Annotated in this window: 19 protein-coding genes and 1 tRNA gene; 8 read left to right on the forward strand and 12 right to left on the reverse strand. The window is 70.4% G+C overall.

All coding sequences use genetic code 11. The features are described from left to right. Position 1 precedes the first annotated feature (1 nt). Both ACFYO9_RS12435 and ACFYO9_RS12440 read left to right on the forward strand, forming a co-directional pair. Positions 2 to 826: an ABC transporter ATP-binding protein gene (locus ACFYO9_RS12435; RefSeq protein WP_355817715.1), complete on the forward strand. Its 825-nt coding sequence runs from the start codon at positions 2 to 4 to the stop codon at positions 824 to 826. After that, the gene (locus tag ACFYO9_RS12440) at positions 823 to 1539 is read left to right on the forward strand and encodes an ABC transporter ATP-binding protein (RefSeq protein ID WP_355817713.1); all 717 of its coding nucleotides are present in this window, start codon (positions 823 to 825) and stop codon (positions 1537 to 1539) included. The genes ACFYO9_RS12435 and ACFYO9_RS12440 overlap by 4 nt, the downstream gene beginning before the upstream one ends. Before the next feature lie 80 nt (positions 1540 to 1619). Here the strand turns inward: ACFYO9_RS12440 and ACFYO9_RS12445 are convergent, their stop codons facing one another. Then, positions 1620 to 2276 carry a response regulator gene (locus ACFYO9_RS12445; RefSeq protein ID WP_355813296.1) on the reverse strand — a complete coding sequence of 219 codons (657 nt, stop codon included), beginning with the start codon at positions 2274 to 2276 and terminating at the stop codon, positions 1620 to 1622. 102 nt (positions 2277 to 2378) lie between these two features. On the opposite strand from ACFYO9_RS12445, the gene ACFYO9_RS12450 reads away from it, so the two are divergent. Continuing rightward, positions 2379 to 2462: transfer RNA gene (locus tag ACFYO9_RS12450), tRNA-Leu, on the forward strand. Positions 2463 to 2545: 83 nt separating this feature from the next. Next, positions 2546 to 3331, forward strand: a complete 786-nt coding sequence (locus ACFYO9_RS12455; protein ID WP_358778523.1) for a helix-turn-helix domain-containing protein — start codon at positions 2546 to 2548, stop codon at positions 3329 to 3331. 9 nt (positions 3332 to 3340) lie between these two features. Here the strand turns inward: ACFYO9_RS12455 and pyk are convergent, their stop codons facing one another. The 6 genes from pyk to ACFYO9_RS12485 form a co-directional block, all read right to left on the reverse strand. Beyond that, a complete protein-coding gene (gene pyk, locus ACFYO9_RS12460) occupies positions 3341 to 4777 on the reverse strand; it encodes a pyruvate kinase (protein WP_358710791.1) in 1437 nt (478 codons plus the stop codon). 154 nt (positions 4778 to 4931) lie between these two features. Next, positions 4932 to 5231, reverse strand: coding sequence for a hypothetical protein (locus ACFYO9_RS12465; protein ID WP_355813304.1), 300 nt, complete (start codon positions 5229 to 5231; stop codon positions 4932 to 4934). Further along, positions 5224 to 5382, reverse strand: coding sequence for a hypothetical protein (locus ACFYO9_RS12470; RefSeq protein WP_355813307.1), 159 nt, complete (start codon positions 5380 to 5382; stop codon positions 5224 to 5226). The genes ACFYO9_RS12465 and ACFYO9_RS12470 overlap by 8 nt, the downstream gene beginning before the upstream one ends. 116 nt (positions 5383 to 5498) lie before the next feature. Further along, positions 5499 to 6140 (reverse strand): hypothetical protein, encoded by a 642-nt coding sequence (locus ACFYO9_RS12475; protein WP_358778522.1) that lies wholly within the window; start codon positions 6138 to 6140, stop codon positions 5499 to 5501. Next, positions 6137 to 6655: a sigma-70 family RNA polymerase sigma factor gene (locus tag ACFYO9_RS12480; protein ID WP_355813313.1), complete on the reverse strand. Its 519-nt coding sequence runs from the start codon at positions 6653 to 6655 to the stop codon at positions 6137 to 6139. Before ACFYO9_RS12480 ends, ACFYO9_RS12475 begins: the two co-directional genes overlap by 4 nt. A 322-nt stretch (positions 6656 to 6977) precedes the next feature. Next, the gene (locus tag ACFYO9_RS12485) at positions 6978 to 7592 is read right to left on the reverse strand and encodes a TetR/AcrR family transcriptional regulator (RefSeq protein WP_358778521.1); all 615 of its coding nucleotides are present in this window, start codon (positions 7590 to 7592) and stop codon (positions 6978 to 6980) included. A 95-nt stretch (positions 7593 to 7687) separates the two neighbouring features. Between ACFYO9_RS12485 and ACFYO9_RS12490 the strand changes: the two genes are divergently transcribed. Further along, positions 7688 to 8899 carry an alpha/beta hydrolase gene (locus ACFYO9_RS12490; protein WP_358778520.1) on the forward strand — a complete coding sequence of 404 codons (1212 nt, stop codon included), beginning with the start codon at positions 7688 to 7690 and terminating at the stop codon, positions 8897 to 8899. After that, the gene (locus ACFYO9_RS12495) at positions 8896 to 9528 is read left to right on the forward strand and encodes a TIGR03086 family metal-binding protein (protein ID WP_358778519.1); all 633 of its coding nucleotides are present in this window, start codon (positions 8896 to 8898) and stop codon (positions 9526 to 9528) included. Before ACFYO9_RS12490 ends, ACFYO9_RS12495 begins: the two co-directional genes overlap by 4 nt. Here the strand turns inward: ACFYO9_RS12495 and ACFYO9_RS12500 are convergent, their stop codons facing one another. Next, on the reverse strand, positions 9529 to 10401 hold the full coding sequence (locus ACFYO9_RS12500) for a helix-turn-helix transcriptional regulator (RefSeq protein WP_358778518.1): 873 nt from the start codon (positions 10399 to 10401) through the stop codon (positions 9529 to 9531). An 89-nt stretch (positions 10402 to 10490) separates the two neighbouring features. On the opposite strand from ACFYO9_RS12500, the gene ACFYO9_RS12505 reads away from it, so the two are divergent. Next, complete coding sequence (locus tag ACFYO9_RS12505) at positions 10491 to 11312, forward strand: glucose 1-dehydrogenase (RefSeq protein ID WP_358778517.1); 822 nt, start codon at positions 10491 to 10493, stop codon at positions 11310 to 11312. 33 nt (positions 11313 to 11345) lie between these two features. Here ACFYO9_RS12505 and ACFYO9_RS12510 read toward each other — a convergent pair whose 3' ends face one another. Further along, on the reverse strand, positions 11346 to 12056 hold the full coding sequence (locus tag ACFYO9_RS12510) for an SIMPL domain-containing protein (RefSeq protein ID WP_358778516.1): 711 nt from the start codon (positions 12054 to 12056) through the stop codon (positions 11346 to 11348). Positions 12057 to 12186: 130 nt separating this feature from the next. On the opposite strand from ACFYO9_RS12510, the gene ACFYO9_RS12515 reads away from it, so the two are divergent. Continuing rightward, positions 12187 to 14007, forward strand: coding sequence for a 5'-nucleotidase C-terminal domain-containing protein (locus ACFYO9_RS12515; protein ID WP_358778515.1), 1821 nt, complete (start codon positions 12187 to 12189; stop codon positions 14005 to 14007). Here ACFYO9_RS12515 and ACFYO9_RS12520 read toward each other — a convergent pair. From ACFYO9_RS12520 to ACFYO9_RS12530, 3 genes are all read right to left on the reverse strand, one after another. Then, complete coding sequence (locus tag ACFYO9_RS12520; RefSeq protein ID WP_358778514.1) at positions 14004 to 15185, reverse strand: GDSL-type esterase/lipase family protein; 1182 nt, start codon at positions 15183 to 15185, stop codon at positions 14004 to 14006. The two genes, ACFYO9_RS12515 and ACFYO9_RS12520, sit on opposite strands and share 4 nt — an antisense overlap. A gap of 121 nt (positions 15186 to 15306) precedes the next feature. Beyond that, the gene (locus ACFYO9_RS12525) at positions 15307 to 16746 is read right to left on the reverse strand and encodes a SidA/IucD/PvdA family monooxygenase (RefSeq protein ID WP_358778513.1); all 1440 of its coding nucleotides are present in this window, start codon (positions 16744 to 16746) and stop codon (positions 15307 to 15309) included. Further along, complete coding sequence (locus ACFYO9_RS12530) at positions 16743 to 18221, reverse strand: aminotransferase class V-fold PLP-dependent enzyme (RefSeq protein ID WP_358778512.1); 1479 nt, start codon at positions 18219 to 18221, stop codon at positions 16743 to 16745. The genes ACFYO9_RS12525 and ACFYO9_RS12530 overlap by 4 nt, the downstream gene beginning before the upstream one ends. Positions 18222 to 18296 lie beyond the last annotated feature (75 nt).

An 18296-nucleotide genomic window follows, 5' to 3' on the forward strand; every position in this document is an offset into this window, starting at 1 on the left:
CATGACCACGGACACCACCAAAGAGGACACCACCCCCGCCACCCCGGCAGGCCAAAACGTCCTCGACGCCCGCGGCGTCACCATGCGCTTCGGCGGCCTCACCGCCGTACGCAACGTCGACCTCACCGTCAACACCGGCGAAATCGTCGGCCTCATCGGCCCCAACGGCGCAGGAAAAACCACCTTCTTCAACTGCCTCACCGGCCTGTACATCCCCACCGAAGGCGAAGTCCGCTACAAAGGCAGCGTCCTGCCCGCCAAATCCTTCAAAGTCACCGCAGCAGGCATCGCCCGCACCTTCCAGAACATCCGCCTCTTCGCCAACATGACCGTCCTGGAAAACGTGCTCGTCGGCCGCCACACCCGCACCAAGGAAGGCCTCTGGTCCGCGCTGCTCCGCGGCCCCGGATTCCACAAGGCCGAAGCCGCCTCCAAGGCCCGCGCCATGGAACTCCTCGAATTCGTCGGACTCGCCGCGAAAGCCGAACACCTCTCGCGCAACCTCCCCTACGGAGAACAGCGCAAACTGGAGATCGCCCGAGCCCTCGCCAGCGAACCCGGCCTCCTGCTCCTCGACGAACCCACCGCCGGCATGAACCCGCAGGAAACCCGCGCCACCGAAGAACTCGTCTTCGCCATCCGGGAAATGGGCATCGCCGTCCTCGTCATCGAGCACGACATGCGCTTCATCTTCAACCTCTGCGACCGCGTCGCCGTCCTCGTCCAAGGCGAGAAACTCGTCGAAGGCACCAGCGAAACCGTGCAACAGGACGACCGCGTCATCGCCGCCTACCTCGGCGAGCCCTTCGAGGAGAACAACACATGACCGCACTCCTCGAAGTAGAGGACCTCCGCGTCGCCTACGGCAAGATCGAAGCCGTCAAAGGCATCAGCTTCACCGTCGACGCCGGCGAGGTCGTCACCCTCATCGGCACCAACGGCGCGGGAAAAACCACCACACTCCGCACCATATCCGGCCTCCTCAAGCCGGTCGGCGGCTCCATAAAATTCAACGGCAAAGCACTCCGCAAATACCGCGCCGACCAAATCGTCGCACTCGGCCTGGCCCACTCCCCCGAAGGCCGCCACATCTTCCCCCGCATGACCATCGAGAACAACCTCCGCCTCGGCGCCTATCTACGCTCCGACCGAGCAGGCATCGAAAAGGACATCAACCGCGCGTACGAACTCTTCCCCATCCTCGGCGAACGCAAGAAACAGGCCGCCGGCACCCTCTCGGGCGGCGAACAACAAATGCTCGCCATGGGCCGCGCCCTCATGTCCCAGCCCAAACTCCTCATGCTCGACGAACCCTCCATGGGCCTCTCACCGATCATGATGCAGAAGATCATGGCGACCATCGCCGAGCTGAAGTCCCAGGGCACGACGATCCTCCTCGTCGAACAGAACGCCCAGGCGGCGCTCTCCCTCGCCGACCACGGCCACGTCATGGAGGTCGGCAAGGTCGTCCTCTCCGGCACGGGCGGCGACCTCCTGCACGACGAGTCCGTGCGCAAGGCGTACCTCGGCGAGGACTGAGCGCCCGCCCCGCCTGTACGCGAGGAAGCCCGCACCCCGGATCCGGGTGCGGGCCTCCTCGTACGTACGGGAGCGGGCGCTCAGCCCTTCGACGCCTTCTTCTCCTCGGAGTCCTCGATGACCGCCTCCGCCACCTGCTGCATCGACAGGCGACGGTCCATCGACGTCTTCTGGATCCACCGGAACGCGGCGGGCTCCGTCAAGCCGTACTCCGTCTGCAGGATCGACTTCGCCCGGTCCACCAGCTTCCGCGTCTCCAGGCGCTGCGAGAGGTCGGCGACCTCCTTCTCCAGCGTCTTCAGCTCCGTGAACCGCGAGACGGCCATCTCGATCGCCGGGACGACGTCCGTCTTGCTGAACGGCTTCACGAGGTACGCCATCGCGCCGGCGTCGCGGGCGCGCTCGACGAGGTCGCGCTGCGAGAACGCGGTGAGCATGAGCACCGGGGCGATGGACTCCTCGGCGATCTTCTCCGCCGCGGAGATGCCGTCCAGGACGGGCATCTTCACGTCCAGGATCACCAGGTCGGGCTTGTGCTCGCGGGCCAGCTCCACGGCCGTCTGGCCGTCCCCGGCCTCGCCCACGACGCTGTAGCCCTCTTCCTCGAGCATCTCTTTGAGGTCGAGCCGGATCAGGGCCTCGTCCTCGGCGATGACGACGCGGGTCGTCAGCGGCGGCACGTGCGACTTGTCGTCGTCGGACACGTCGGTGGGCTGGGGCGACTCGGGGGCGGTCACGGGGGCTCCTCGTTCATGGCAGGTGCGCTGCCCTAGCAGGGTACCTAGCTGCGTCACCGCCCGGTGACCCGGTACACTTCCGGCAGCGCGCAGCACCGTAAAGCCGGGTTGGCGCAACTGGTTGACGCGGAGGTCTCAAACACCTCTGTCCGAAAGGACGTGTGGGTTCGAATCCCATACCCGGCACCCTCAATTAGCGGAGGTCCACGTTCTCGTGGACCTCCGCTAATTGCTACATAGCGCCATATGACATAGCCCAGAGTGTCGGCATGGCGCGACACGACGCAGGTGTGCGACAGCACGCACTCACCCTGTTACGCAGCGGTACAACAAACGCCGAGGTCGCTCGCTCGTTGGGAGTACCGGCGAGCACGATCGGCGTGTGGGCGCACCGGGAACGCGCCAGGCGCGGGGAGCAGGCACGACCATCCCCTCAGTGCCCGCGATGCGATGGACATGCAGTCAACCCCGCCGCATACGCATACCTTCTGGGCTGGTATCTCGGGGACGGCTACATCTCGCAGCCCTCGGCGCACCGCGCGCCCAGCCTTCGGATCACCTGTGACGATGCATGGCCAGGCCTCATGGCTGAGTGCGAGCGAGTTGTACGGGCCGTCTTCCCCGAGAATGCGGTCTGCCTGGCCCGCAAAACTGGGTGTCATGACGTGAAGGTCTACTCGAAGCATCTGTCGTGCATGTTCCCCCAGCACGGCCCCGGCAAGAAGCACGACCGCAAGATCGCCCTCGAACCCTGGCAGCAGGAGATCGTCGACGCCCACCCGTGGGACTTCGTTCGCGGGCTCATCCACTCCGACGGCTGCCGCATCACCAATTGGACGACCCGCCTCGTCGGCGGCGTACGCAAGCGCTACGAATATCCTCGGTACTTCTTCACCAACAAGTCCGACGACATCAGGGACCTTTTCACCCGCACCCTCGACGCGCTCGGCGTCGGCTGGACGCACTGCACCCGGCACGGGAATCCGTTCAACGTCTCCGTCGCCCGCAAGGCCGACGTGGCTCTGATGGACGTCCACGTCGGCCCGAAACACTGAGCGGCCGCGCTACTTCGGGCTGTCGTCCTCGCCGATGTGGTGGATGCGGACCAGGTTCGTGGAGCCGGCGACTCCGGGAGGGGAGCCGGCCGTGATGACCACGATGTCGCCCCGCTCGCAGTGGCCGCCCTTGAGCAGCAGCTCGTCGACCTGTTCGACCATCGCGTCGGTGGAGTCGACGTGCGGGCCGAGGAGGGTTTCCACGCCCCACGTGAGGTTGAGCTGGGAGCGGGTGGCCCGGTCGGGGGTGAAGGCGAGGAGCGGGATGGGTGAGCGGTAGCGGGAGAGGCGGCGGACGGTGTCGCCGGACTGCGTGAAGGCGACGAGGTACTTCGCGCCGAGGAAGTCGCCCATTTCGGCGGCCGCCCGGGCGACGGCGCCGCCCTGGGTGCGGGGCTTGTTGCGGTCCGTCAGCGGGGGCAGGCCCTTCGCGAGGATGTCTTCCTCTGCCGCTTCGACGATGCGGCCCATCGTCTTGACCGTTTCGATGGGGTATTTGCCGACGCTGGTCTCGCCGGAGAGCATGACCGCGTCGGTGCCGTCGATGACGGCGTTGGCCACGTCGCTTGCCTCGGCCCTGGTGGGGCGGGAGTTGTCGATCATCGAGTCGAGCATTTGCGTGGCGACGATGACGGGTTTGGCGTTGCGCTTGGCGAGTTTGATGGCGCGCTTCTGGACGATCGGGACTTGTTCGAGGGGCATTTCGACGCCGAGGTCGCCGCGGGCGACCATGATGCCGTCGAAGGCGGCGACGATGTCTTCGATGTTGTCGACGGCCTGGGGTTTTTCGACCTTGGCGATGACGGGGAGGCGGCGGTCTTCTTCGTCCATGATGCGGTGGACGGTTTCGATGTCGCGTCCGCTGCGGACGAAGGAGAGGGCGATGACGTCGAAGCCGGTGTGCAGGGCCCAGCGGAGGTCTGCTTCGTCCTTGTCGCTGAGTGCGGGGACGGAGACGGCGACGCCGGGGAGGTTGAGGCCTTTGTGGTCGGAGACCATGCCGCCTTCGACGACGGTGGTGGCGACGCGGGGTCCGTCGACGGAGGTGACTTCGAGGGTCACTTTGCCGTCGTCGACGAGGATGCGTTCGCCGGTGGTGACGTCGTCGGCGAGGCCGCTGTAGGTGGTGCCGCAGTGTTGGCGGTCGCCTTGTGTGCCGGATTCGACGGTGATGGTGAAGTCGTCGCCGCGTTCGAGTAGTACGGGGCCTTCGCTGAAGCGGCCGAGGCGGATCTTCGGGCCTTGAAGGTCGGCGAGGATGCCGACGCTGCGGCCGGTTTCCTCGGCGGCCTTGCGCACGCGCTGGTAGCGCTCCTCGTGCTCGGCGTGGGTGCCGTGGCTGAGGTTGAAGCGGGCGACGTCCATTCCGGCTTCGACCAGTGCCTTGATCTGGTCGTAGGAGTCGGTGGCGGGTCCCAGGGTGCAGACGATTTTTGCTCGGCGCATGGTTCGAGCCTAGGCCTTACCGGCGGGTAGAGAATTGGTCGGGGGTGACTACTCAACAACCTTTGCATGAAGGGTTATTGACAAGTGTTGAATTGTGCGGGGAGCCGCTCCGATGAGCGGCTCCGCCGTGTTCCGAGGTGTTTTCGGTGGGTGATTATCCGCGGGCGATGTGGTCGAGGTGGTGGTCGAGTTCGGCGAGGCCGGGGTGGTCGAGGAGCTTTTCCAGGGTGCGTTGCCGTTTTTCGGCGGTGTAGGCCGCGGTGACCTCTTGTGGGGTGACGGTGAGGGTGCGGGCCAGTGCGGCCGTCTGTTCGGGGGTGAGGCCGGCGTCGAGGGCGATGGCGGCGATGGTGACGATCCGCAGGTGTGCTTCGACGTCTTCGGCGTGGCCGGCCAGTCGGTACTGGCGCAGCAGCCAGCGGGCGAATGCGCCTCTGCCCGGGTGGTCAGCCATGGCGCTGGATCCACCAGGCGGCGAGGCCGGCGAGGCTGGTGCCGAGGCCGTAGCAGGTGCCGCGCAGGAGGTGGGTGGCGGCGTCGCGGCGGGGGCTGTTGTCCGGTGGGGCACTGGTTGTGCGTCGGGGGGTCGGCTTACGCTTTCGCATGGGTGGCCCTCCTGGGGGCGTGCCTGTGGAGGAGCCTGTCCGCGGTCGGTGGCCTAGGAACCGAGGGACCGTCGGGCAGGCTCTTTGCTGTGGGTGTCGTGCGCTGCCGTTGCGGGTCAGTGTTGTTGGGCGAAGTGCTGGAGCCGGTCGGCGATTTCGCGTTCGGGGCGGCAGACGAGGACGGCGTCGGTGTCGTCGCGGGCGGCGAGGCGTTCCACTTCGGCGCTGATGCCGGGTTCGCGGGTGGTGTGGGGCGGGTGGTGGGCGGTGGCGTCGTCCGGGTCGTCGTGGCAGTGCTGCAGTTGGTCGAGCCAGTGGGCGGCTTCGGTGCTTTCGCCGCGTCCGAGGTGGTGCAGGTGGAGGCAGTGGGCGGCGGCGCGGTTCTGGGCGCCGGCGGCGAGTTGCCACCAGAACTGTGCGCTTTCGGGGTGGTCGGCGAGGTGGAGCATGCAGGCGAAGATGTGGGCGCCGCCGATGTCGAGGTCTTTGAGGGGGGTGCGGTTTCCGTCGGGTCCGCCTTCGCCGATTTCTTGGGCGAGTCGTTCGATGTGGATGGCGGCGCCGGCCTGGTCGAGTGTGGCGCGTACCAGGGCGGTGAGTTGGCGGCGGGCTCGTGCGACGGGTGGGACGTCTTGGGAGTGGGGTACGTAGCCGGCGTCCTCGGCGAGTCGGCGCAGTCCGGCTCCTACGTCGAACGGCCGTCGGCGCGTGCGTAGTTCTGTGCCGACCTGCGCCAGAAGTGTCTCCATGGTGGTCATTTCCGGTCCCCCTCGGTCTTGATGTATGAGGCCACGGCGGGCTCGAGCCGCTCCTTCGCTTTGCGGCAGTGGTAGTCGACGGTGCTGGGTGTGACGCCCATGTACCAGCTGATCCCCTGGGTGTCGTACTGCAGGACGTGGCGCAGGACGATGACGTCGAACTGGCGGGGCGGGAGTTTGCACATGGCGCGGAAGAGGCCTATGTCGCTGGGCAGGAGTGCCAGGCGTTTGCGGAAGGCTTTGAGTGCCTCGGACATGACGACGCGGCGCAGGATCGCCCATGTCTGTTGGTGGAGGTCGTTCTCCCCGGTCAGCGCGGACCAGTGCTGCAGGATTTCGAGGAACGCGCGGTGTACCGCGTCTTCGGCGGCCGCGTTGGTGCCGAGTCGCAGCAACGCGTAGGAGTGAAACGCTTCCTGGTTGCTCAGGTAGAGCGTCTCGAATTCCAGCGGCAGAGGCAGCACGGACTCGGCTACCGGGCTGCTGCCGTCCTCCGCGTGGACATCATCGTTCATGAGTCCTTCATGAGGGCTTGAAGCGAAGGGCGACCGTCAACTCGCGTCCCGTCACCCACTGGTGAGGGTTACTCAACCTCGCGATGTTGCCGAACACGCACGCGCAGGGGTTCGAAAATCACGCAGTGATCATTGAACGCTGCACAACGTCACCAGGTACTGATGGGTAACGGAGTGTGACCACGGGGTTTACAGAGGCCCTTGCAGCGAGGTCTACGCCAATGACCGACCACCCTGTGACCCAAATCACACCGCACGCACGACGTGCACGCGGGGTGCGCGCCGCCTCACTCGACCCGTACGAGTGGAAGCCCCTCGAACGTCACCCCGAGCAGCGCGCGAGTGTGCTCTCGACCAGGCCGTCGACGTACTCCGGCGTCAGCGGTACGACGCCGAACAGCACCCGCATGTAGATCGGCGCCAGGACACCGTCCAGCACTCCCAGCACGTCGGGGGCGTCCTCGCCGCGGGCGCGGGCGCGCTCCAGCATGCCCTGGAGCTGTTCGGAGCGGACGGCGAGGAACTTGTCGCGGGCCGACTCGCCGCCGGGGCCGGTGGCCAGTGCGGCGAGGACGGTGCGCAGCAGTGCCAGGCCGTCCGGGCCGGTGACGTCCTCGGCGGCCTTGGCGGCGAAGGAGCGCAGGTCCGTGCGGAGGCTGCCGGTGTCGGGCACGGGTGAGTGCTCGGTCAGGCGGCTGACGACCGCGTCCATGAGGAGCGCCTCCAGGGTGCCCCAGCGCCGGTAGATGCTGCTGTCCGCGACGCCGGCGCGGGTGGCGACGTCGCCGACGGTGAAGGTGCCGTAGCCGCGTTCGGCGATGAGTTCGGTGACGGCCTGGTGGACGGCGGTGCGGACCCGGGCGCTGCGGCCTCCCGGGCGGCGGGCGGGGGCGGGGGCGGGTGTCGGCGGGGTGGCCGGCGGCCGAGGCTCCTTCATGACGCCCATCTTAACGCAGGGCGCGCTTGCGTTTATGTCGCCGACGGGTCTACGGTCGCACTAAAGCAGCCACCAACTGCGTTAGGAGCTTTCCCGTGAAGCCGCTCTTCTTCGCCGACCACCCGTCGTTCTGGTACGAGACCCTGCGGTCGTTCGGCCACATCGCCTACGGCGGCGCCGACTTCGGCGAGGTCGTCACCACCGCCCAGCGCATCACCGCCGGCGACTACGACAGCTGGCACGACCAGTGGCTGGCCACCGCCGACCGCGTCGCCGAGCAGGCGCACACCTCCCTCGCGGGCGGCCACCGTGTCAGCGCCCGCGACGGGTTCCTGCGCGCCTCGAACTACTACCGCTCGGCCGAGTTCTTCCTGCACGGCGACGCCGCCGACCCGCGCATCCGGCACGCCTACGACGCGTCCGTCGCCGCCTTCCGCCGGGCCGCGGAGCTGTTCAGCCCGGCGATCGAACCGGTCGAGATCCCGTACGAGGACACGACCCTGCCCGGCTACCTCTACCGCCCCGACGACTCCGGCCTGCCGCGCCCGACCGTCGTGATGTTCAACGGCTTCGACGGCACCGCCGAGGAGATGCACTTCTTCGGCGCGGCCGCGGCCGTCGAACGCGGTTACACCGTCCTGGTCTTCGACGGTCCCGGGCAGCCGGGCACCCGTCACCGCCAGGGGCTGACGTTCCGTCCCGACTGGGAGAGCGTCGTGACGCCCGTCCTCGACCACGCGGTGACGCTGCCCGGGGTCGATCCAGAGCGGATGGCCGTGTTCGGCCTGAGCATGGGCGGTTATCTGGCGCCCCGCGCCGCCGTCTTCGACCGGCGGATCGCCGCGGTCGTCGCGCTCGACGGGGTCTTCGACCTCGGTGACATCAGTACCGCCTTCCTCTCGATGCCGCGCGAGGAGGCCGAGCGCCGGTTGCGGGCGGCTCAAGACCCGGAGCTCGACGCGCTGCTCGCCGAGGGCATGGCCGCCTCCCCCACGCTCAAGTGGGCGGTGGAGCACGGCATGTTCGCGATGGGGGTGGACAGCCCGCGGGCGTTCTGTGCAGCCTACCTCGACTACCACCTGCGGGACGGTCTCGCCGAGAAGATCGCCTGTCCGGTGCTGGTCTGCTCCGCCGCGGAGGACGGCTTCTTCCAGGGCCAGCCGGAGCAGCTGTACGCGCATCTCACCTGCGAGAAGACGTTGATGGCGTTCACCGACGAGGAGGGCGCCGCGGCGCACTGCCAGTCCGGCGCCCAGCGGCTGGCGCTCAGCCGTGTCTACGACTGGCTGGACGGGGTCCTGGGGTGACGGCCCAGCGGCCCGCCGGGGCGGTCGCCCGCCGGCCGGTGGTGGTCGGCCGCATCGACCGGGCGCTGGCCGTGACGGGCACGGTGGTCGAGGCGGTCGGCGCCGGTGACGGCTGGTCCGCCCCGACCCCCTGCGCGGGGTGGGACGCGCGGACGACGCTCAACCACCTCGTCGGCGGCATACGGATCTACACCGCCGAGCTGACCGGTACCGACGCCGGGGGCGAGCACCACGACGACTGGCTCGGCGCGGACCCCGTGGGCGCCTTCCGGGCCGCCGCCGAGGCCGATCGCCCGGCCTGGCACCGTGCGGCCGCGACCGACGCCGCGCTGGCGCAGATGACGGTGCGCCTGGGGTTCGGCACCGTCCCGGGTCCGCTGGCGGCGCTGATCCACCTCATGGAGGTGCTGGCCCACGGCGTCGACCTGGCGGTCGCCGTCGGCCGGACCGACCTGGTCGACCAGCGGCAGTGCGCGGACCTGCTCGCGCGCCTTCGTCGGGTGGGCCTGGACGACTTCCGGCGGCCTGGTCTGTTCGGGCCGGAGCTGCCGGCCCCGGAATCCGCTGCGGCGCATGTGCGGCTGTCGGCCTTCCTCGGCCGCACCGTCCAGGGCCTGCCCGCCGGATGATCAGGGCGCGGGTGCGAGAGCGTCGTCCATGCGCTGGGTGCCGATGACCGAGAGGAGCCGCATCGCCTCCTCCGAGGGGGAGTTCGGGGCGGCGGTGTAGATGAGGACGCGCTGGTCGCGGTCGGTGATGTCCAGGACGTCGCATCGGACGGTGAGGGTGCCGACGAGGGGGTGTTCGAAGGTCTTGCACGGGATGGGCCGGTCGGTCACGTCGTGGGCGGCCCACAGTGCGGCGAACTCCGGGCTCCCGGCGAGGAGTTCGTCGACCAGCGCCCGGACCTCGGGGTCGTCGGGGTAGCGGGCGGCGGTGGCGCGCAGGTGGTGGGCCGAGGTGCGGGCGAACTCCGCGGTGTCGGCGACCCCGTAGAGCCGCCGGCCGCCCCGGGGCGGGGTGAGGAAGGTGCGCCGCATGAGGTTGCGTTCCGGGCGGGACAGGGCGGAGAAGTCCTCCATCAGCGCGGTGGCGAGCGTGTTCCAGGCGATGACCTCGTTGATGGCCGACACCACGACGGCGGCGGCCTGCGGCAGCCGGTCAAGGAGGTCGACGATGCTCTGGCGCACTTCGCGGCAGGGTCCGGGCGGCGGCCCCGGCGGGAGACCCGCGAGGCGGTGGAGGTGGTCGCGTTCGACGTCCGACAGGCGCAGCGCGCGGGCGAGTTGGGTGAGCACCTCGCGGGAGGGGTGCGGGGCGCGGGCCTGTTCGAGGCGTGCGTAGTACTCGGGTGAGATGTGGGCGAGCTGTGCCACCTCCTCGCGGCGCAGGCCGGGGGTGCGGCGGCGGGTGCCCGCGGGCAGGCCCAGGTCGGCGGGGGTGATCCGGGCGCGGCGGCTGCGCAGGAAGTCACCGAGTTCTCGTCGTGCTCGTCGGTCCACGGGTCCATTGTGTATCGGGGGGTGCGGTGCTCAGCCAGGCACTGCTGGTGCCTGGATGTGGGGGCCTGCGGGGGCGCAGGCTCGTCGGCATGGACAAGATCGTTGAGTACGACGTGCCGCCCGCCGCTTCCCCCTCCCCCGTGTCGGCCTCGGGCGGGCTGCTCGCCGGGAAGGTCGCCTTCGTCACCGGGGCCGGTCGTGGGATCGGTGCGGCGGCGGCGCGGCTGTTCGCCGAGGAGGGTGCGCGGGTGCTGCTCGCGGCGCGTTCGGAGGGCCAGTTGGAGTCGGTGGCCGGGGAGATCCGGGCGGCCGGGGGTGTCGCGGAGCATGTGGTGTGCGATCTGGCCGATCCGGTGAGCGTGCGCGCGGCGGTGGACCGTGCGGTGCGGGTGTTCGGGCGGCTCGATGTGGCGTTCAACAATGGTGCGACGGGGCAGCCGCCGGGCCCGCTGGACGAGTTGGCGGAGGCGGACTTCGACCAGTTGTACGCGGTCAATCTGAAGGGCGCGTGGGTGGCGATGTCGGCCGAGATCGCGGCGATGCGGGCGACGGCGGGGCGTGGGGCCATCGTGAACACCTCCAGTGTCGGTGCGTTGACGGCCAACCCGCAGTTGCCCGCGTACGGGGCGTTGAAGCGGGCGTTGAACGCTCTGACGGCGTCGGCCGCGGCCACCTACGGCCCGGAAGATGTCCGGGTGAACGCCGTGGCGCCCGGCACGACGCTCACCGAGTTGCTGCGGGAGTGGGACGAGCGTTCCCCGGGGACCGTCGACGCGCTCAACGCGCGGACGCCGCTCGGGCGCGCCGCCGAGCCGCGGGAGATCGCCCAGGCCGCGGCGTGGTTGTTGAGCGACCGCGCCTCGTATGTGACGGGCGCGGTGCTGCGGGTCGACGGCGGCATGCTGGCCTGAGGTCCCTGCCGGCCTGGAACCCCTCGTGGTGTCTTAGTGGCCCAGTCGCGGTGGGACGAGGGTGAAGCGGGCGTTGACCTGGGCGTAGACGTGCTGGCGCTGGGGTTCGAGGTCGAGGGGCGGGGCCTCGTCGAAGGGGGCGGCGCCGCCGTAGGCGACGGTGGACATGCCGGGGGCGGGACTGCCGTAGCCGTAGGAGGGTGTGGGGTTCTCGGCGCCTATGTCGGCGAGTTCGACGAGGGCGGCGAGGTCGGTGCCGAGGGCCTCTGCGTACTCGCGGGCGCGCTGCACGGCTTCGCGGACGGCCTGTTGGCGGGCCTGGCGGTAGGTGGGTGAGCCGGGGCGCAGCGCCCACCAGGGGCCTTCGACGCGGGTGAGGTCGAGGTCGGCGAGGCGGGTGGTGAGTTCGCCGAGGGCGGTGAAGTCGCTGAGTTCGGCGGTGGTGTGGACGCGGCCGTGGTAGGCGCGGATGCGTTCGCCGCGGCCGTGCCGGGTGAGTTCGGGGCTGATGGAGAAGGTGCCGCTCTCGACCGAGTCGACGGCGTCGCCGTAGGCCTTGACGAGGTCGAGGACGGCGGCATTGCGCCGGGTGAGGTCGTTGAGGGCGTCGCGGCGGTCGGTGCCGCGGGCGCTGACGGTGACGCTGATGCGGGCGATCTCGGGGTCGACTTCGAGGTGGGCTTCGCCGCGGACGGCGAGGCGGGGGGCGTCGGGGGTGCCGTAGGGGGCGGGGCTCTGTTCCATGCGGTCACTCTCGCACCGGGTGGGGCGCACCGGACAGTCACCTGATCGAAACCTGGCGGGGGCTGTTGCGGGGGTGGGTGCCGGGGTCAGAATCTACGCGCGTTACATCGGTCTATGGAGGAGTACGGAAATGCCGCTGAACCGCCGGAAGTTCCTGGGTACGTCTGCCGCCACGGGTGTGGGTGCGGCACTGACGGGCGCGGCCGCGACGCCCGCCGCCGCGCGGCCGGCCGGGTCCGGGAAGGGTGGCGGGAAGGGCGGGCGGCACACGAAGCGGTACGCGTTCACCGTGCTCGGCACGACGGACCTGCACGGCAACGTCTTCAACTGGGACTACTTCACGGACAAGGAGTTCGACGACAAGGACCACAACGACGTGGGCCTGGCGAAGATCTCCACGCTGGTGAACCAGGTCCGCGAGGAGAAGGGCCGCAGGAACACGCTGCTCATCGACGCGGGCGACACCATCCAGGGCACCCAACTGTCGTACTACTACGCCAAGGTCGACCCGATCACCGCCGCGCACGGTCCGGTGCATCCGATGGCGCAGGCGATGAACGCGATCGGGTACGACGCGGCGGCGCTCGGCAACCACGAGTTCAACTACGGCATCCCGGTGCTGCGCAAGTTCGAGGAGCAGTGCGACTTCCCGCTGCTCGGGGCGAACGCGCTGGACGCCAGGACGCAGCGGCCCGCGTTCGCTCCGTACGTCATGAAGCGGCTGCGCACCCCGCACGGCCGGGACGTGAAGGTGGCGGTGCTCGGTCTGACCAACCCGGGCATCGCGATCTGGGACAAGGCGAACGTGCAGGGCAAGATGACGTTCCCCGGCCTGGAGGAGCAGGCGGCGAAGTGGGTGCCGAGGCTCCGGTCGATGGGCGCGGACGTGGTGATCGTGTCGGCGCACTCGGGCTCCAGCGGCACGTCGTCCTACGGTGACCAGCTGCCGTATGTGGAGAACGCGGCGGGTCTGGTGGCGGAGCAGGTGCCGGGGATCGACGCGATCCTGGTGGGGCACGCGCACACGGAGATCCCCGAGTACTTCGTGGAGAACAAGCAGACCGGCAGGAAGGTCGTGCTGTCGGAGCCGCTGAAGTGGGGGCAGCGGCTGACGCTGTTCGACTTCGAGCTGGTGTGGGCGAAGGGCCGCTGGACGGTCGAGAAGGTCGGCGCGCAGGTCCTCAACTCCAACACGGCCGCCGAGGACCGCAAGGTCACGCGGCTCCTCGCCGACGAGCACAAGAAGGTCGTCGCCTACGTCAACCAGGTGATCGGCACGTCGACGGCGGCGATGAGCACGGCCGAGGGCCCGTACAAGGATGTCGCGCTCATCGATCTGATCAATCTGGTGCAGCAGGAGACGGTGACGGCGGCCCTCAAGGGCGGTGCGTACGAGGCGCTTCCGGTGCTCTCGCAGGCGTCGTGCTTCTCGCGGACGGCGCAGGTCCCCGCGGGCGATGTGACGATCAAGGACGCGGCGGGGCTGTACCCGTTCGAGAACACCCTGGAGGCGCGGCTGCTCACGGGCGCGCAGCTGAAGGAGTACCTGGAGTTCTCCGCGCGGTACTACGTGCGGACGCCGGCCGGCGGGCCGGTCGACCCGGCGAAGCTGACGAACGCCGAGAACATCCCGGACTACAACTACGACGCGGTGCGGGGCGTGACGTACGAGGTGGACATCGCCAAGCCCGCCGGGTCGCGGATCGTGAAGCTGGCGTTCGACGGCAAGGAGATCGATCCGAAGGCGGAGTTCGTCCTCGCGGTGAACAACTACCGGGCGAGCGGCGGCGGCAACTTCCCGCATGTCGCGGGCGCCAAGCAGCTGTGGGCGAACTCCGAGGAGATCCGGAACACGATCATCACCTGGGTGAAGGCGAAGGGGACGGTCGACCCGGGCCGGTTCGCGTCGGTGGACTGGAAGCTGACCCGGGACGGCACGCCCGTGTTCTAGATCTTCAGGCCGGCCAGGTCGACGGAGTCGGCGAGGGCCCCCGCTCCCGCGTCGTTGACGTGCAGGCCGTCGCCGCTGTCGTAGGTGTCGTGGATCCGGTCGGGGTCGGCGGGGTCCGCGACGGCGGCGGCGAAGTCGGCGTAGGCGTCGAAGGGGCTGTCCGCGCCGCGGATCCAGTCGTTGACCTCGCGGGCGACGGACACGCCTTCGGGGGTGGAGTAGCCCTCGAAGATCGTGTCCCGGTACGGGCCGACGGTGGTGGCGACGGCGGTGAGGCCCGCCGCGTGGATGCGGTCGGCGAGCGTCGTGAGGCCGGCGACGAGGTCGGCGGCGGTGGGTCCGGGCGCGGGCTCGGGGTAGGCCTCCTGGCCGGGGATGCCGAGGTCGTTGAGGCCGAAGTGGATCAGGACGTGGGTGACGCCGGGCACCTGGAGGGCGTCGCGTTCCAGGCGGGCCAGGGCGTGTTCGCCGGCCTCGTCGGTGAGCAGCCGGTTGGCGGACAGGCCCTGGTTGACGACCCAGCCGTCGCGGCCGGCCGCGCGCAGCCGGTCGTTGAGCAGGTCGGGGAAGCGGTGGTCGGTGTCGGGCGTGGTGCCGGTGCCCTCGAACCAGGAGTCCCCGAAGGCGACGGCGACGGGGGTGCCGGTGGGGGCGAGGACGTCGGCGCCGGCGATGAAGTGCCGGGTGACGAGCTCTTCCAGGCCGTCGGCGCCGTCCAGGGTGGTCGCGGCGAGGGCGTTGCCGGGGACGGCGTAGCCGGTGCGCAGCGGGACGGCGGAGTAGGTGGAGAGGCCGGTGTCCTCGGGCAGCCACAGGTCGAGGGCGAGTTCGTCGCCGGCGGCCACGGCTCGGTCGATGGGGTCGGTGACGAGTTCCGCGCCGACGGGGACGGTGAACTGTTCGGCGCCGTCGACGCGGACGGTCAGGTCGCTGCCGGATTCGATGCCGCTTCCTTCGGTGCGTCTGGCGAGGCGGGCGCCGCCGATGTGGAGGGGTTGCTTGCCGTAGCGGTTGGTGAGGCGGATACGCAGGGCGGTGCCGCCGCCGTCGAGCCGGATGATCTGGCGGAGGGTCCGGCCGGCGAAGGAGCGGCGTTCGAAGAGCTCGATGCTCTCGTACGGGCTGAGGACGGCGGAGCGGAAGGCTGCGGCCCAGGAGGCCGTGGATTCGGTGGTCATGGTCGTCCGAACCGGGTCCGGGGTGCGGGTATTTCGGCTGGGGCCATCTTCTTGCGCAGGAATATTGCCGGGCGTCCCGGCGCTTGGGGCCGGACATTTGCCCACAGGAGCAGCGCTTTTGTCAGTTCTTGAGGGGGACGAGGGTGCCGCGCTGTTCGCCGATGTGCCCCGCCGCGCCCCTCGGCCCTTCGGGGGTCTGGAGGCCGAAGCTGGTGAACGCGGTGCGCTCGGGCAGCGGGTAAGGGGTCTTGCCGGTCAGGGAGTTGAGAATGGTGGCGCTGCGCCAGGCGGCGAGCCCGAGGTCGGGGGCGCCGACGCCGTGGGTGTGGCGTTCGGCGTTCTGCACGTGGACCGCGCCGGTGACGGACGGGTCGAGGACGAGGCGGTACTGCTCGTCGACGCGGGGGCGGGCGGAGGCGTCCTTGCGCATGTAGGGGTCGAGCCCGGCGAGGAGCTGGTCGAGGGGGCGTTCGCGGTAGCCGGTGGCGAGGACCACGGCGTCGGTGGTGAGCCGGGAGCGGGTGCCCTGCTGGATGTGTTCGAGGTGGAGTTCGACGCGGGTGGTGGCGACGCGTCCCGCGGTGCGGACGCGGACGCCGGGGGTGAGGACGGCGTCGGGCCAGCCGCCGTGCAGGGTGCGCTGGTAGAGCTCGTCGTGGATGGCGGCGATGGTGTCGGCGTCGATGCCCTTGTGGAGCTGCCACTGGTGCGGGACGAGACCGTCGCGTACCGCCTCGGGCAGGGCGTGGAAGTAGCGGGTGTAGTCGGGCGTGAAGTGTTCCAGGCCGAGCTTGGAGTACTCCATGGGCGCGAAGGCCTCGGTGCGGGCGAGCCAGTGGATCTTCTCCCGCCCGGCGGGGCGGGAGCGCAGCAGGTCGAGGAAGATCTCGGCGCCGGACTGCCCGGAGCCGACGACGGTGACGTGGTCGGCGGAGAGCAGCAGGTCGCGGTGGTGGAGGTAGTCCGCGGAGTGGATGACGGGGACGGTGGGCGCCTCGGCGAGCGGCCTGAGGGGTTCGGGGACGTGTGGTGCGGTGCCGACGCCGATGGCGATGTTCCGCGTGTAGGTGCGGCCGAGTGCCTCGGCCTCGCCGTCGGCATCGAGCTGGGTGAAGTCGACCTCGAAGACGTCGCGTTCGGGGTTCCAGCGGACGGCGTCGACCTGGTGCCCGAAGTGCAGTGCGGGGAGGTTCTCGCTGACCCAGCGGCAGTAGGCGTCGTACTCGGCGCGGCGGATGTGGAAGCGCTCGGCGAAGTAGAAGGGGAAGAGCCGTTCGCGGGTCTTGAGGTAGCTGAGGAAGGACCAGGGGCTTGCGGGGTCGGCGAGGGTGACCAGGTCGGCGAGGAAGGGGACTTGGAGGGTGGCGCCGTCGATGAGGAGCCCGGGGTGCCACTGGAAGTCGGGGCGCTGTTCGTAGAAGGCGGTGTCGAGTTCGCCGAGGGGCTGGGCGAGGGCGGCCAGGGAGAGGTTGAACGGGCCGATGCCGATGCCGACCAGGTCGCGGGGCGCGTCGGGGGTGGTGAGCGGCTGGGGGCCGGGGTGGTCGGGTGTGCCGGTCATCGGGGGGTGGTTCCTTCCACGGGGTGGGGGGTGGCGCGGGCGGCGGCGGCCGCGTCGTCGGCGGTGGCTGCCGTGGCGGCGGCGTCGCACTCCTCGACGAGTTTGAGGAGGGCGGCGAGGTCGCCGGGCCGGGTGTGCGGGTTGAGGAGGGTGGCCTTGAGCCAGCGGCGGCCGTCGAGGTCGGCGCGGCCGAGGACGGCGGTGCCTTCGGTGAGCAGGCTTCTGCGGATGTGGGCGACGCGGTCGTCGGTGGCGTCGGCGGGGCGGAACAGGACGGTGCTGATGGCGGGGGTGTCGTAGAGCTCGAAGGCGGGGTGCGCGTCGATGGTCTCGGCGAACTCCTGGGCCTGGTCGCAGACTTGGTCGACGAGCGCGCCGAGGCCGGTGCGGCCGAGGGCCTTGAGGGTGACGGCGATCTTCAGTACGTCGGGGCGCCGGGTGGTCCGCAGGGAGCGGCCGAGGAGGTCGGGCATCCCCGCCTCGGTGTCGTCGTCGGCGTTGAGGTAGTCGGCGCGGTGGGCGAGGGGGTGCAGGTCGCGTGGGTCGCGTACGGCGATGAGTCCGGCCGCGGCGGGCTGCCAGCCGAGTTTGTGCAGGTCGAGGGCGACGGTGTCGGCCCGCTCCAGGCCGCGCAGCCGTTTCCTGCGGGTGTCGCTGAAGAGGAGCCCTCCGCCGTAGGCCGCGTCGATGTGGAGCCGGGCGCCGTGGCGCGCGCACAGGTCGGCGATCTCGTCGAGGGGGTCGATGAGTCCGGCGTCGGTGGTGCCCGCGGTGGCGGCGACGAGGAACGTTCCGGCGGGGCCGCCGAGTTCGGTGAGCGCCTCGTCGAGCGCGGCGGGGTCGAGGGTGCCGGCGGGCGCGGGGACGACGACGGGGTCGGGCAGGCCGAGGAGCCAGGCGGCGCGGGCGAGCGAGTGGTGGGCGTTCTCGCCGACGAGGAGGCGTACGGGCCCGTGGCTCGCGGGGCTCTCGCGGGCGAGGAGGAGGGCGAGCTGGTTGGCCTCGGTGCCGCCGGTGGTGACGAGGGCGTCGCCGCCGCGGTGGATCTCGGCGGCCAGCGCGCGGGTGACGAGCGCTTCGAGCGCGGTCGCGGCGGGCGCCTGGTCCCAGGAGTCCATGGAGGGGTTGAGGGCACAGGCGGCGAGGTCGGCGGCGGCCGCGACGGCGAGCGGCGGGCAGTGCAGATGGGCGGCGCAGAGCGGGTCAGCGGGGTCGGCGGCGCCCTCGGCGAGGGTGTGGACGAGGGTGCGCAGGGCCGCGTCGGGGCCGGTGCCGCGCTCCGGCAGGATCGGTTCGGCGGCGGCGCGGACGCGGGCGGCGACGGTTTCGGGGCCCCCCGCGGGCAGGGGTCCGCGGCGGGCGGCCGCCCCCGTGCCGAGGGCGTCGAGGGCGGCGGCGAGCAGCGGCCGCAGGGCGTCGGGTCCTCGGGCGCCTCCGGCGAGGGGCGGCGGGGTGCCGGGCGGCGGGGTGCTCATGGGGCGTGTCCTTCGGGTCCGCGCGTACGGGGACACCAGCCTGTACGGCGGCGCGGGCGGTGCGCCCGGATACCG

Source organism: Streptomyces sp. NPDC005863 (assembly GCF_042871345.1).
Lineage (GTDB): Bacteria > Actinomycetota > Actinomycetes > Streptomycetales > Streptomycetaceae > Streptomyces.